The following is a 12,622-nucleotide window of genomic DNA, read 5'->3' as shown; positions in this document are numbered from 1 at the left end:
CGATTCTTGGTCATTAGTGGCTGTTTTATGTTTAGTTCTATGCCTTGCGATCAGCCGTTCCTAATCTTTCAATTGAGCGATATTGAACCATTACTAGCTAATTCCACCAGTTGCTGTTGCACCCAGTCTTCAAAGAGTTCACTGAGTAGTCGCTGACCCATAGATTTATTGAAAATAGCCGGGATACGTTGTTCGAGGCGCACAATTATCAACCAGGATCCCAGAACCTTGGGTGACCAAAGTTGACCAACTCGACTGGCATACAACATATCACTCAAAACTGAGGGAAGTTTGCCGAGTTCAACAGGTCCCACTAGTCCGGCGGTTTGCGCCTCCGGGCCACAAGAATATTCTCTAGCCAATTCAGCGAAGGATTGCTCTCCTTCCTGCAGACGGAAATAGAGTTCGCCAGTTAAATCTTCATCTTGAGTGCGTATCAGAGAATAAATCACCTGGTCAAGTTCCCGCTTGCGACGCAGGAAGTGAGGTTCTAATTTGTGGCCCCAGGTAACTTGTTTGAATTTCTCAATTCTTGTTTCTCGTATGGCTAAAACTTCTAGTTGTTCCTGAGTCATGTCATAACTTTCTAGCCACTCCTGACGCTCTAAGTCAGAGGATAGCTGATATTTTTGATAAAGTTGCTGACAAGCGCTAGCTATTTCCTCAGGCGTGCAGCCAAAAGAAGCGATCGCTTGGTCAATAATTACCTCGCGCAAAAATTGAGGCAGCATCTGGTAATTTGCCAGCAGAGTGAAGATTTTTTCTGTGGTTATTGCTTGGTTTCTGACTTGTAAAACCTGGCTCATATTTGATACAGTGGGACTGCTTACATGACACTTTCTTGAATAAAGTCAGCACTAAGATATCAGAAAGTAATGGGTAGCTGGTTGTCAAACTACTTGATCAGTTGAGTGCAGCCCGTTACTATGACTGAAGGAGACTCCGTTCAGAAGTGGTCAATCCTCAAAAGGGAAACTCCCACAGGCAACACTTACTCGGTAGTGTTAACTGAGTAATACTGTAAATTAAGCATTGTAAACTTCATAGGTCAGTTGATAATTAGACCCTTCTAGGTTGAAGGTAGCTGTTTGTTCACCCAAGCCAGTTTCCCAATTGTAGACAGTATGGCTGCCGAGATATTCGTCACCATTGGGCCAAGAATCATCTTCAAAGAGGTCAATCTTATCAGAGTAACCGCTGATATCATAGGTTTTACCAATATAGAAGCTATCGCCGACTTCCACGCCTCCTTGATCCCAGACTTTGCTACCATCTAATTTCATGTAGAGTTCGTCCCTAGGCCATTCTTGATTGGCGTAGGCTTTAAGAGTTTTGAGCCACAGTTTAGCCATGGTGCTTCTTCTCCAAAGATAAAAAGTAGTGAGTGTTGGATGTGAGAGTTAATTACTTTGTCTTCTCTCTGTTTATTAATCACTGACGGAAAAATCTTTTATGCAAACTGTCTGTTATTTTTAACAATCTTTTACAAAAAACAGGCGAAGAACTAAGGAGTCAGTTTTAGATTTAACCTCAAATATCCAATTAAGGACTAAGAGAGCATAGTCTTCTGTTGTTTGCCATAATTGTTCTGCACTAGGAAGCTAACCGGAAGCTCATTCACATCTAAAAAAACTTAAAGATGCCTTTTACTTATAACCGTACTGTTCGCCTAGTCGATACTGATGCTGCTGGCGTCGTCTATTTCGCTAATGTTTTGGTGATGTGCCATGAAGCCTATGAAGAATCTTTAGCGGCATGTCACATCAATCTCAAGACATTTGTTAGTAATTCGGCTACTGCTTTTCCTATTGTTCATGCTGCCGTGGACTTTTTACAACCAATGTTTTGTGGTGACCAAGTGTTGATTCAGTTAGAATCTAAGCAAATAAGCAACACAGCCTTTGAGATTAATTATCAAATTTTTGCCGCAGCCTTAAGGGAGCAGCGATTAGCACAAGCTATTACCCGCCATGTCTGCATTAATCCCATCAGTAGAACCAGAACTCCACTGCCTGAGGTAATTAACCAATGGCTAGACTGTGGTTAGGATGATTGCTTCTGAGCGCCAAGGGAAGTAATTTTCCTGACAATTATTGGCATATTTCAGACTGTATACTTTTGTCGCTCAGGGGAAACTTCAGCCGACTCAACTATCTAATCTCAACGAAGAAAAATAGTCGTCCCAGCTTAATAAAAATTGTCAAAAAAAATTGATATAATACAATAATATCCCATTAATAAAGATAACAAACTTAACAAACAAAATTCATGGAACAACAAAAATGAGTCGCTCAAACAAAAATCAGGATGCGACCCGCATGCTGGTATACGGAGGATTGTTGCATCGCATAACTAACCGTATCCGTCAATCTTTGGAGCTACAGGATATTTTGTCTGCTACCGTTGCAGAAGTACGCTCCCTTTTGCAAACAGATAGGGTCAAAATTTACCGCTTTCATCCTGATAGTAGTGGGCAAGTAATTGCAGAGTCGGTCAACCAAAACCGCTTACCTTCTTTATTAGGACTCAACTTTCCCGCAGGAGATATTCCCCCTGAGTCTCGTGAAATGTTTATCAAAGCGCGTCAGCGCTCTATTGTCGATGTAGGGGCTCAAAAAATTATCCTCAGTCGCAGGGAGGCTCCCGCCACTACAGGGAATCTGACTCTTGAAGAAATCCAGGCTCAGCCAATTGAAGATATCCTGCAACGCCCCGTAGACCCCTGCCATGTGGAATACTTAACCGCGATGGGAGTGACATCTTCTTTAGTAGTGCCAATTTTCGCTCAACAGCATCTCTGGGGGCTGCTGGTGTCTCATAACTCGCAACCGCCGCCTTTTTGTGAAGAAGATTTGCTGTTGGTACAACCCATAGCGGATCAACTCTCAGTAGCGATCGCTCAATCAGAACTCCTGAGTCAAACGCGTAGACAGGTGCGACAGGAAATGATCATCAATCAGATCACTCCCCTGCTGCACTCACCGCGAAATATTCAAGAAATCCTACAACTAGTCCTTGAAAGAACTGTGAGGGCTGTTAGTGGTTCTGGTGGCAGACTGTACCTGCCCTCAATTGATAGCAGCCCATTGGCTCTCTATACCTACGGTACTGGTTCAACGCTATCTCAAGAGCCTGCTGGCTTGCTAGAAGAACACTCCTTCTGGCAAGAAATGATGCATCCTCTGGGCGAACTTGCCTCTTATACTGATTTCCCCAACCTGGAAGTCGTCTCGGACATCTATCAAAACCCCCGACTAGAATCTGTAGTCGAGATCTTCCAACCCACGCCGATTCGCGGCATGTTGGTAATGCCTCTCCAACATAATAGTCATGAGTACCTAGGCTGCTTGACAATCTTCCGCAACGCTTTTGATATTGAAATACCCTGGGCAGGATACTGGGAGGAAGATAAGCGCCAGCAGTTGCCTCGCCAATCCTTTGAACTATGGCGAGAGCAAAAAAGTAACCAACCCCCTGAATGGACTGACGAAGATATCGATCTAATTCGGTCACTAGGAATTCATCTGGCTATGGCGGTAATGCAAAATCGGCTCTACCAGTTAGAAAAGCGTAACCTAGAACTGACAATTGCTCGTGCTGCTGCCGAAGAGTCCAGCCGCATGAAGTCTAACTTTTTGGCATCTACTAGCCATGAATTGCGCACTCCCTTGGCCTCTACACTGAACTGTCTGCAAATTATCAAAAAAGGTTTCTATAAAAGCGAAGACGACTTAAACAAATATGTTCAGTTAGCTGATCAGTCGGCGAGAAACTTAGTTGCGATCATTAATGATGTTTTAGACATTGCCAAAATTGAGGCAGGTCGCATGACGGTAGATTGGGAGCAAGTTAATCTCAAGCCGCTTCTAGAAGAGCAGCGCGACCTATTTAGCATCGAAAGCCAACAGAAAGGAATTTCTTTAATAATTGATTGTGAGGTTGAGAAGGTTTATGCTGACCCAGGTAAGCTGAGACAGATTCTGACTAACCTCCTCTCTAATGCCTTCAAGTTTACTGATGGCGGCACAATCCACCTTAGAGTTAGTCAACTAGCAGATCAGCCGATGGTTGAATTTGTGATCACTGACACTGGTATCGGCATTGAGATGAATCAAAAATCACTGTTGCTAGAACCGTTTGTTCAGGAAGATGGCTCGATCAAACGGCGTTACGGCGGCACTGGTCTGGGTCTATCTATCTGTAAACGATTTGTCGAACTGATGGGCGGCAAGATTTGGTTGAATAGCGCTGGAAAAAATCTGGGTACAATAGCGACATTTACTTTACCCGAAAATACTATCCTCAACTCTTCCCCCTAAAGAAATACACTTAGGAGAGGGGGTAAAACGCAATTGATTAAGTAGGAATAATACTGTTGATTGCAACTTGATATGAAAATTCTGATCGTAGACGATGATAAAATTTTGGCTGAGACCACAGCTACACTCATTCAGTGCATTGGGGGGCATCAGGCATATATTACAGATGAACCCACAGAAATTTTCCAGCAGTGCGTATCAGGAAATGTAGATGTGGTAATGATGGATGTTAATCTGCCAGGAGCTCAGTGGGAGGGTCAACTAGTTAGCGGAGCAGACCTGTCGCGCCTGCTCAAAAATCAGCCCGAAACTGCCAGTATTCCCGTTATGTTGGTGACAGCTTATGCCTTAGTCAACGAGCGGAAACGCCTTTTAGAAGCCTCTCAAGCGGATACATTTTATGCAAAACCTATTCTAGATTTTGAGTCCCTTGTCGCAGCTTTGGAACAACTGGCCCAAGGTAAAACATGATTACAATCTACAGCTTAATTAGCTAGCAAATAATAGTCCTCTATAGGCAACTAAAAATGTATAAAATAGCTTTGTTAGATGATAACCAAGAAATTTGCGAATTGATGGGATATTTCTTGGGTAATTATTTTGAGGTGGCAACTTTTACAAACACCACTTCTTTTTTAAAGCAAATTGAAGCTAATCGCTATGCTTTAGTCATGATTGACTTAAGTATTCAACCCTATTACCAAGATATCAACATTAAAGATGGGTGTGAGTTAATCACCTATTTAAAGAAAACCTTACCAGAGCCACCCTTACTTATTCTCTTCACTGGGTGGATTAGTAGAAACCCTGCTTCCGAAGGCAAAAAACTCTGTCCCCTCGCGGATGGTTTTTTAGCAAAAGATGGCGACATAGAAGAAATGTTACTGGAAATAAATCGACTGCTGCCCTCCAAAGTACATCAAAATTGACTGTAGCTTTGCCTGTCTTTTGCTTTAATTCTAAAATCATCCGGGTTTGATACTTTGTAGGCAGAATTTAAGTCTAAGTAGGATTGACATTTTCCCTCTTGATCTCTGCGAGTTTAACGGGCGTCTCCTACTTCAAAGACAGATGAGTTCCGCCTGACCATGATGAGCAACTACCCGGATTTCAGCAGTAACGGCTATCAGGTAAATCAACAACTAGGCTACAACTACCAAGGTGGAAGATTCACCTACAAAGCCATCAGTCGGCAAACTGGACAAACTGTAGTAATTAAGCAGTTTCGGTTTGCTACTTTAGGCAGTGATTGGTCAGGTCACAAAGCCGTGGAAAGGGAGATGCAAGTGCTACGCAGTCTTAATCATCCCGGTATTCCCCGCTACCTCAATTCTTTCGATCCTGGTGATGGTCTTTGCTTGGTTCAAGAATACAAAAACGCCCTACCTTTGTCTGTCCCACGCAGTTTCCACCCAGATCAACTCAAGCAAATTGCCGTCTCACTCTTAGAAATCTTGGTGTATCTGCAAAATCAGATTCCTCCTGTAATCCATCGAGATATTAAGCCAGAAAATGTCTTAGTTGATGACCAACTTAATGTTTATCTAGTTGATTTTGGATTTGCCCGAATTGGTGGAGGAGAAGTAGTAGCACTGAGTAGTATGGTAGCCGGAACCACTGGTTTCATGCCGCCAGAACAATTGTTAAATCGTCCTCTCAGCAAAGCCTCTGATTTGTATAGTTTAGGAGCAACGTTAGTCTGCTTACTAACAGGAACAAGATCAATTGAACTCACCAACTTAATTGATAGTAGCTTTCGCCTTAATTTCCAGTCTCTAGTTCCTCAACTGAGTTTCCGGTTCATTGAATGGCTGCAAAAGCTGGTACAGCCAAATCTTAATGACCGCTTCGAGCATGCCGAAGCTGCACTAGAAGCTCTAAAACCGCTTTATGTGATTCGTTTACCAGAAGTTAAACTGAGCCAATCAAGCATTAATTTAGAGGCAGCAAAACTAGGTCAAAAGCTAACGCAGACGATTACAATTAGCAACTCAATTCCTGAAACAATTTTAGAAGCTAATTGGCAAGTAGCACCCCATCCGAGTGACCCACCCCATACTCCCGATACTCATGCTTGGATTTCTTTAACTCCAGCAAAATTTGCCAGTAATTCTGCCAACTGTGCAATTACGATTGATACCACTAAGTTGATGGCAGATCGAGTCTATGAACGTCAGATTTTACTGCATACAAATGCCGCGCCAGAGACTCAGAATTTGACCATTAAACTGCGAACAGCCCCTCTACCCATTGGCACTCAGCAAATACCTTACATCTCCTTAGTCATGCTGTTCTTAACTGCTGTTACTTTAGCCGGGGCAGCAGTTTGGCCGGCCGCTGTAGTTGAGAATTGGAATTTGTTTGTCGCTGTGATAATGGTTGTAGTTCTGGTAAGGACTATCGTTTCGTTAGTGGCGGGAAGTTGGCCTTTAGCCGGGATTTTATTTGTAACTTTTTTGGGAACTTTGATGGGAGTTCAGTTGGGGAGTGATGCTGGTGCTTGGTTTGGTGCTGGGGCTGGAGTTTCTTTTGGTACGATACTGATGGCTCAACAAGATCCTGTCTCTAAAGCTGTATGTCGGGTTTTGTTTAGTACAGTAATGGGAGCTGTGGTTATGGCTGTATTGGGCTCTCAGACAGAAACTTTACCGAGTAATTTTTTGTTGGTTGGCGGTTGCTTTGGGATTTTGGTGGGGATTATCTTAGAGGTTTTAGTCGGGGCGGGATTAGGACATGCGGTTAAAGCGATCGCGGCAAATTTCGTCAATAGAGGGTTTAGTCTTGGTTTTGCTGCTGGCGTCTCACTACTAGCGATCGCTAATGGTATCAGCTTAGGCATTGGTTGGGAAGTAGGATTGCGAAATCCCTGGGTTATCTTCAGTCTGCTAGGAACAGGTTTACCATTAGTGACTCTGGTGCTTTATACACCAATTAATCGACGCCAATTGATTGCTAAGTACCGTCAATCTGAGCAACATCTAATTAAGCCGTAGAGAGGGGATTATTGTGGCAAACATCTTTTTAATGAAACCTCAGCCACTCTTTTAAGTTCCTGATAGTTCACCTTTCCTTGACTATTGCGTGGTAGATTCTCCAGCGCTAACCAATATTTAGGAAGCTTAAATTTACTCAATTTAGTTGCTACTTCTTTTTCCAGCGTCGCAGTAGAAACTTTAAGGGAACGGGGAACGTAAATAGCGCTAACTACCTGGCCCCAATATTGATCAGGTAAGCCAATGACGCAGACATCGCTAACTAGTCCAGTTGCTCGAATTGTGGCTTCTACTTCAGCCGGGAAGACATTTTCACCACCGGTAATAATCTTGTTACTGCGACGCCCAATTATATGTAAATAACCTTGCTCATCAAAAAATCCTAGATCGTCAGTTGCTAAATACTGCTGTTGATTAAAGCTTTCGGGATAGTAGCCCAGGGCAAGGGAATCTGCCTTGATCGTAATCATGCCAGTTTGGTTAGCAGCTAAGACATTACCCGCAACGTTACAAATTTTTACGTGGGCATGGGGTAAAACCTGACCAGAGCTATGGTTACCTTTGAGGAAGTCTTCTGATTGAAGAGTAACCACCCCAGAAGCGGTTTCCGTCATGCCATAAGTGGGGGCCAAGGGGATACTGTGGCGTCTTGCCTCTTCTAAAAGTGAACCCCACGCCGGGGCACCGCCTAAAAGTACCGTCCGAAAGCAGGATAACCAAGGAGAAAAGTCTAACTCCATCAACCGTGTTAGTTGGGTAGGCACCAGGGAGATGAAAAACTCTCTAGGGTCTAAATCACATTCTTTAACTGCGATTAAAGCTTTGAACGGCTCAATTACCATGCGTCCACCAGTAGTCAAAGAGCGCAAAAACTGCATTAAGCCGCTGACGTGATATAGAGGTAAAACACAAAAGGAATTAATCGGCTTCTGACCAAAATACTGGTGAAACCCTTGCACAGATGCCGTTAAAGTTGCCCAACTATGAATAGTAAAGCGGATTCTACCAGACGATCCGCCAGTGGGAATCATAATCCTGGCAGATTGTTGAGGGGAACATCGGGAGATGGGGAAACGGGGAGATGGCATGAGGGGGAAAGGCAGAGAAGGCAATTGTCCCCAAATTAAATCCGGTTCAACAATCTCCACGACTTGTTGCCATTCTCGCGGCACCCAACGAGGATTGCAGAGAAAAACTTGGCTTCCAGCAGCACAAGCAGCCACAAAACAAGCCAAAAAACGCACTGGATCTTCCTCCGCCAAAAGAATTTTGAGCGGTTGACTTGACAACTGAAGCTTAGTTAATTCTAAAAATAGCTGTTCGCTAAGTTCGGACAACTTACGGCTGTCGTGACCAATCAGCCAATCTTCTGTGGCGCGTTGTTTAAGATGCCCTAACAATTCTTGCATTAAAGAGAAATTACTGATTAACTGCAACAACTAGCAATCCTAGATAAATTGTGAGGCATACTCTACCCCTATCCATCTCATTTCATCTCTTGTCCATCTGTGGTTAATTTTTCCTATCAATCATTGAAGCAGACGCTCAACAACTGCTGAACTCTCAAGCAACTCTTTAAGCCAAATTTCCCCATCCTCTTGAAACCACTGAGTAACACCAAAACCCAAAGCGCGATTTTTACCAGATAATTCCCTTGCCAACCGGAGGGCAGCTTTTCTGCCAATCGTAGTTTCCAAAACCGAAGAAAACACCGCATCAATCGAGTGTTCTTGGCAAAATTGCCGAAGACGCCTGGGAGAACCAGCGATCGCAGGCTTGATCACAAAAATCCCTCGCCATCCCCTTTGGTAACAAACTTCCAGTTGGTCAAGCGTAGCTACAGATTCATCTAAGGCGATCGCAGTTGCATATTGGTGAGTCATCTCTAACATCGCCTCCAACTGTCCCACGGGTAGCGGCTGTTCCAAAAATTCCACTATCTCGACATCATCGCATGCTCTGAGCCACTGATGAGCTTCTTTGGTTGAGAGTCCCCCATTGGCGTCCAAGCGCAACCGTACACCGCTAGGTAGCACTTGCCTCAACTGGTCAAATATCTGAAGTTCTTCCTCAACAGAGGCGACACCAACTTTCCATTTAAAGGTGCTAAAACCTTGATTCCACCCTGTTTGCCACGACTCCAAAGCCGCTTCGCCCGTTGGTAGGAGAAAACTGTAGGCTATTGAATGACCGCTCAAGCTAGGCTGGAGAGTATCAGCCAACATTTCCTCGGCCGACTCAAAGCCAAATTGACAAGCTGGTAGTTCTGTAGGGATGTTGTGGATAGTACTAGCTCCAATTTTACTCCCCAGTTGATCGCAGAAATTCAGAGCTTGCTCCAAGGTTTCAGAACCAAACCAGTCAAGGGGAGCAACTTCACCCCAGCCAACTTGTCCTGCGTCATCGGTGAGACGGAGAATAATTCCTTCCCGAACATCCCAGTTGCCATGACTGGTAGAGAGGGGGTGCTTAAAAAGACGGCGGTAAGGATAAAATTGGCAGTGATACTGCATTACCAACCTGTGAGTACCAACCCCAACCCTAAGAGTAGACCACTACAGAAATGCATCCCCACGGCAATAAATTTGCAATTACTCACTAACTCTGGCTGGTTGTGATACTGGTTAACGTGGCGAAATAACTGAAGGGCAAGGGGTAAACTGAGCAAGATCAGTAACGTCCAGACGGAGAAAATGCCCAAGATCACAAATAAAACGGTGAAGGCATAAATGCTGCTACCCAACCAAGTTAGCACCTGAGCTCCTCTTTTGGTGCCAAGGCGGACAATTGGCGATCGCTTTCCTGCGGCTAAGTCGTCCTCGACTTGATGAAAATGAGAGCAAAATAAAATCACACTAGTCGCTATACCGACAATCACCGAGGCGGCCAGAAAGTAAGGTGACCAGGTTTGCGTCTGAGAGTAGTAAGCTGCTGCTACCGCCATCGGGCCAAAGGTAACAAAGCAAATAATCTCACCCAGTCCTTGATAGCCAAGGCGAAATGGTGGCCCTTGGTAGGTATAGCCTAAGGCACAGCACAGAAGAATTAACCCAATCACACTTAGGTCTTGCTGCCACCAAGCGATCGCTGATATACCTAGAAGACCTACGATCAAAAACAAGTTGCTCAGCCAGAAAATTAGCGGTTTATTGCCCGTTAAATTAACCAGAGAATGAGCTTTATTTTCGTCAATACCAGTTTCTGAATCAAAGACATCGTTGCTTAGGTTTAACCAAGCAATAATCAAGATGGCTGACGTTAAGAAGGTGGAAAATATCCTCAAGTCAATCGTTTTCGTTTCCGCCACAGCCACGGCAGTTCCCACCCAAATTGGGATAATAGCAACGCTGTACATGGGCGGTTTGATTGCAGCGAGCCACAATCTGCTATTTGACTGTTTAACAAAACTGGTAGCCATTAGACAGAATTTATTAAATAACTAAAACCCAAAATGTTGCTACACTCCTTGCTTTTTTGGTAAGGATGTGCACATGCTTAAGAGCAAGTCTGGGCAGTTAATTGCTGCCGCGTCCTAGTTGGACGATGAGTTAGTAGAACCATAATATATTGCTGGCAGCCTTAGTGATCACCCGGTCGGTGATTGTTTCTTCGATACCATGAATAAGTCTGTACTATAGAACTGCTAATCTGTACTGTCTGTAGGGACTTGGGCTATCCCTAGCGGGCAAATGGAGTTAGCCCTGATCTAAGGGAGAGTGTCAATCGACACCGGGGGTTAGGTCGGGAGCCGGTGTGTCTCTTGAGATATCCCACCATTGTCAATCGGATTTTAGGAACAGAACTTCAAAAAAATTTACCATCCCAGATTCTATGACACTCACCCCGTATCGCGCCAATCTTTTCCAAGACCACAAAGAACTATATCAACTCTTGTGCACTAGCCAACAGCAAGCTATTAAAAAAAATCACCAACAGATTATCAGTATCTCTCAAGAAATTTCCCAACTCGATCCCTTAGTAGTTTTTCAGGACATTGACAAAATCACTGCAACTCCAGGGGCAAAATCGGAACAGCGACAATTCTACCTAGAAAATATTAATAGAAGAGAAGCAGTAGCAGCAATCGATACAGCTACCTCTGCGACTTTTGAAGGAACTAGTCGCTTTGATAAAGCACGAAAATTTATTAACACTTGTCTGAAAAATACGATTATTCATGACAACTTAGATTCCAGGTTTTCCGGGCCTCATTTCTTCTGTAGCTTCACCTTTTTTGCTGACAAAATAACTGAAGCGTCACCTTTCCCTGCTGCTACTATATTTCTTCCCAAGTGGCAAATCTCTCAATATCGGGGCAGCTCTATCTTAGTGGCAAATATAACTGTTAATGCCCATAGCAATCTAGAGTTTTTATTAGAAAAATTACACAAACAGGTACAAACCATTAACTGCTGTAATCGTAGAATTTTCAGGTTTAACACTCCGGAACGTCAAAATTTCATTAAGCCCAATAGCAAAAATACGGAGCAATTTAAATCATCCGTTATATCTGCCTTAAAATCGATTCAGGCTGAGAAACTCAGCAAAATTGTACTTGCGAGTGCCGTCGATGTTATTTCACCCATGCCCTTTAATCTGGTTAATTCTCTTGACAAATTGCGTAGACGTCATCCGGATTGCTATATTTTCTCTACCAGTAATGGTCAGGGACAAAACTTTATTGGTGCTAGTCCTGAACGCCTGATTACTATTGACAAATATCAGTTAACTACAGATGCTCTAGCGGGTTCAGCGCCGCGAGGCAAAACCGCTGCTAAAGATGCTGAATTAGCTAACCGTTTACTCTGTAGTGAAAAAGAGAGGCGCGAACATCAATTTGTGCTCGATTTTATTACCGAACGCTTATCTGAGTTAGGTTTGATTCCCCAGTTACTAACAACACCTCAACTGCGACAACTCTCCAATATCCAGCACTTATGGACACCAATTCAAGCTCAACTACCTACTAACGTACACCCACTAGAAATAGTCGCTCAACTGCACCCCACACCAGCAGTTGCCGGCGTACCTACTAAAATTGCTCAAGAACAGATTCGCCGCTACGAAACTTTTGATCGTTGCCTGTACGCTGCTCCTTTAGGTTGGGTAGATCATCAAGATAATTGTGAATTTATTGTCGGTATTCGCTCTGCTTTAATTGAAAGCGAAAAGCCAGCCCAACTTAGCGCAGATGCTTATTATGCTAGGCTCTACGCTGGTGCTGGAATTGTTGCTGGTTCTGACGCTAATAAAGAACTCGCAGAAATTAAACTCAAATTACAGGCACTGCTGAAAGCTTTGCTGTGAACT

11 protein-coding genes are annotated in these 12,622 nt (G+C 43.7%); 6 read left to right on the top strand and 5 right to left on the bottom strand.

Features of this window, described 5'->3' with window-relative positions:
* Nucleotides 1-68: 68 nt before the first annotated feature.
* Nucleotides 69-806 carry a peptidylprolyl isomerase gene (locus ACT7WV_RS07870; protein ID WP_445102369.1) on the bottom strand — a complete coding sequence of 246 codons (738 nt, stop codon included), beginning with the start codon at nt 804-806 and terminating at the stop codon, nt 69-71.
* A 219-nt stretch (nt 807-1,025) separates the two neighbouring features.
* The gene (locus tag ACT7WV_RS07865) at nt 1,026-1,352 is read right to left on the bottom strand and encodes a hypothetical protein (protein WP_445102368.1); all 327 of its coding nucleotides are present in this window, start codon (nt 1,350-1,352) and stop codon (nt 1,026-1,028) included.
* Between the two features lie 287 nt (nt 1,353-1,639).
* On the opposite strand from ACT7WV_RS07865, the gene ACT7WV_RS07860 reads away from it, so the two are divergent.
* From ACT7WV_RS07860 to ACT7WV_RS07840, 5 genes are all read left to right on the top strand, one after another.
* Entirely contained in the window at nt 1,640-2,047 is a 408-nt protein-coding gene (locus ACT7WV_RS07860) for an acyl-CoA thioesterase (protein WP_445102367.1), read from the top strand.
* Between the two features lie 235 nt (nt 2,048-2,282).
* The gene (locus ACT7WV_RS07855) at nt 2,283-4,319 is read left to right on the top strand and encodes a sensor histidine kinase (protein WP_445102366.1); all 2,037 of its coding nucleotides are present in this window, start codon (nt 2,283-2,285) and stop codon (nt 4,317-4,319) included.
* 72 nt (nt 4,320-4,391) lie between these two features.
* Complete coding sequence (locus tag ACT7WV_RS07850) at nt 4,392-4,790, top strand: response regulator (protein ID WP_445102365.1); 399 nt, start codon at nt 4,392-4,394, stop codon at nt 4,788-4,790.
* A gap of 56 nt (nt 4,791-4,846) precedes the next feature.
* On the top strand, nt 4,847-5,248 hold the full coding sequence (locus ACT7WV_RS07845) for a response regulator (protein ID WP_445102364.1): 402 nt from the start codon (nt 4,847-4,849) through the stop codon (nt 5,246-5,248).
* Between the two features lie 159 nt (nt 5,249-5,407).
* Complete coding sequence (locus tag ACT7WV_RS07840) at nt 5,408-7,312, top strand: serine/threonine protein kinase (protein WP_445102363.1); 1,905 nt, start codon at nt 5,408-5,410, stop codon at nt 7,310-7,312.
* Nucleotides 7,313-7,320: 8 nt separating this feature from the next.
* Here the strand turns inward: ACT7WV_RS07840 and ACT7WV_RS07835 are convergent, their stop codons facing one another.
* From ACT7WV_RS07835 to menA, 3 genes are all read right to left on the bottom strand, one after another.
* Entirely contained in the window at nt 7,321-8,721 is a 1,401-nt protein-coding gene (locus ACT7WV_RS07835) for a 2-succinylbenzoate--CoA ligase (RefSeq protein WP_445102362.1), read from the bottom strand.
* Between the two features lie 120 nt (nt 8,722-8,841).
* Nucleotides 8,842-9,825 (bottom strand): o-succinylbenzoate synthase, encoded by a 984-nt coding sequence (locus ACT7WV_RS07830; protein ID WP_445102361.1) that lies wholly within the window; start codon nt 9,823-9,825, stop codon nt 8,842-8,844.
* Nucleotides 9,825-10,730, bottom strand: coding sequence for a 2-carboxy-1,4-naphthoquinone phytyltransferase (menA, locus tag ACT7WV_RS07825; protein WP_445102360.1), 906 nt, complete (start codon nt 10,728-10,730; stop codon nt 9,825-9,827). The genes ACT7WV_RS07830 and menA overlap by 1 nt, the downstream gene beginning before the upstream one ends.
* A 413-nt stretch (nt 10,731-11,143) precedes the next feature.
* On the opposite strand from menA, the gene ACT7WV_RS07820 reads away from it, so the two are divergent.
* Nucleotides 11,144-12,619 carry an isochorismate synthase gene (locus tag ACT7WV_RS07820; RefSeq protein ID WP_445102359.1) on the top strand — a complete coding sequence of 492 codons (1,476 nt, stop codon included), beginning with the start codon at nt 11,144-11,146 and terminating at the stop codon, nt 12,617-12,619.
* Nucleotides 12,620-12,622: the final 3 nt, after the last annotated feature.

It is taken from the genome of Symploca atlantica LB2515, from assembly GCF_052546295.1.
The sequence above is the reverse complement of the archived record's forward strand: the minus strand, read 5'-3'. Positions and strand labels throughout refer to the sequence as shown.

What these genes read in the sequence shown, in the direction of transcription:
- ACT7WV_RS07870 (WP_445102369.1), bottom strand. Translation starts at nt 806, where the DNA reads ATGAGCCAGGTTTTACAAGTCAGAAACCAAGCAATAACCACAGAAAAA.
- ACT7WV_RS07865 (WP_445102368.1), bottom strand. Translation starts at nt 1,352, where the DNA reads ATGGCTAAACTGTGGCTCAAAACTCTTAAAGCCTACGCCAATCAAGAA.
- ACT7WV_RS07860 (WP_445102367.1), top strand. Translation starts at nt 1,640, where the DNA reads ATGCCTTTTACTTATAACCGTACTGTTCGCCTAGTCGATACTGATGCT.
- ACT7WV_RS07855 (WP_445102366.1), top strand. Translation starts at nt 2,283, where the DNA reads ATGAGTCGCTCAAACAAAAATCAGGATGCGACCCGCATGCTGGTATAC.
- ACT7WV_RS07850 (WP_445102365.1), top strand. Translation starts at nt 4,392, where the DNA reads ATGAAAATTCTGATCGTAGACGATGATAAAATTTTGGCTGAGACCACA.
- ACT7WV_RS07845 (WP_445102364.1), top strand. Translation starts at nt 4,847, where the DNA reads ATGTATAAAATAGCTTTGTTAGATGATAACCAAGAAATTTGCGAATTG.
- ACT7WV_RS07840 (WP_445102363.1), top strand. Translation starts at nt 5,408, where the DNA reads ATGATGAGCAACTACCCGGATTTCAGCAGTAACGGCTATCAGGTAAAT.
- ACT7WV_RS07835 (WP_445102362.1), bottom strand. Translation starts at nt 8,721, where the DNA reads ATGCAAGAATTGTTAGGGCATCTTAAACAACGCGCCACAGAAGATTGG.
- ACT7WV_RS07830 (WP_445102361.1), bottom strand. Translation starts at nt 9,825, where the DNA reads ATGCAGTATCACTGCCAATTTTATCCTTACCGCCGTCTTTTTAAGCAC.
- menA (WP_445102360.1), bottom strand. Translation starts at nt 10,730, where the DNA reads ATGGCTACCAGTTTTGTTAAACAGTCAAATAGCAGATTGTGGCTCGCT.
- ACT7WV_RS07820 (WP_445102359.1), top strand. Translation starts at nt 11,144, where the DNA reads ATGACACTCACCCCGTATCGCGCCAATCTTTTCCAAGACCACAAAGAA.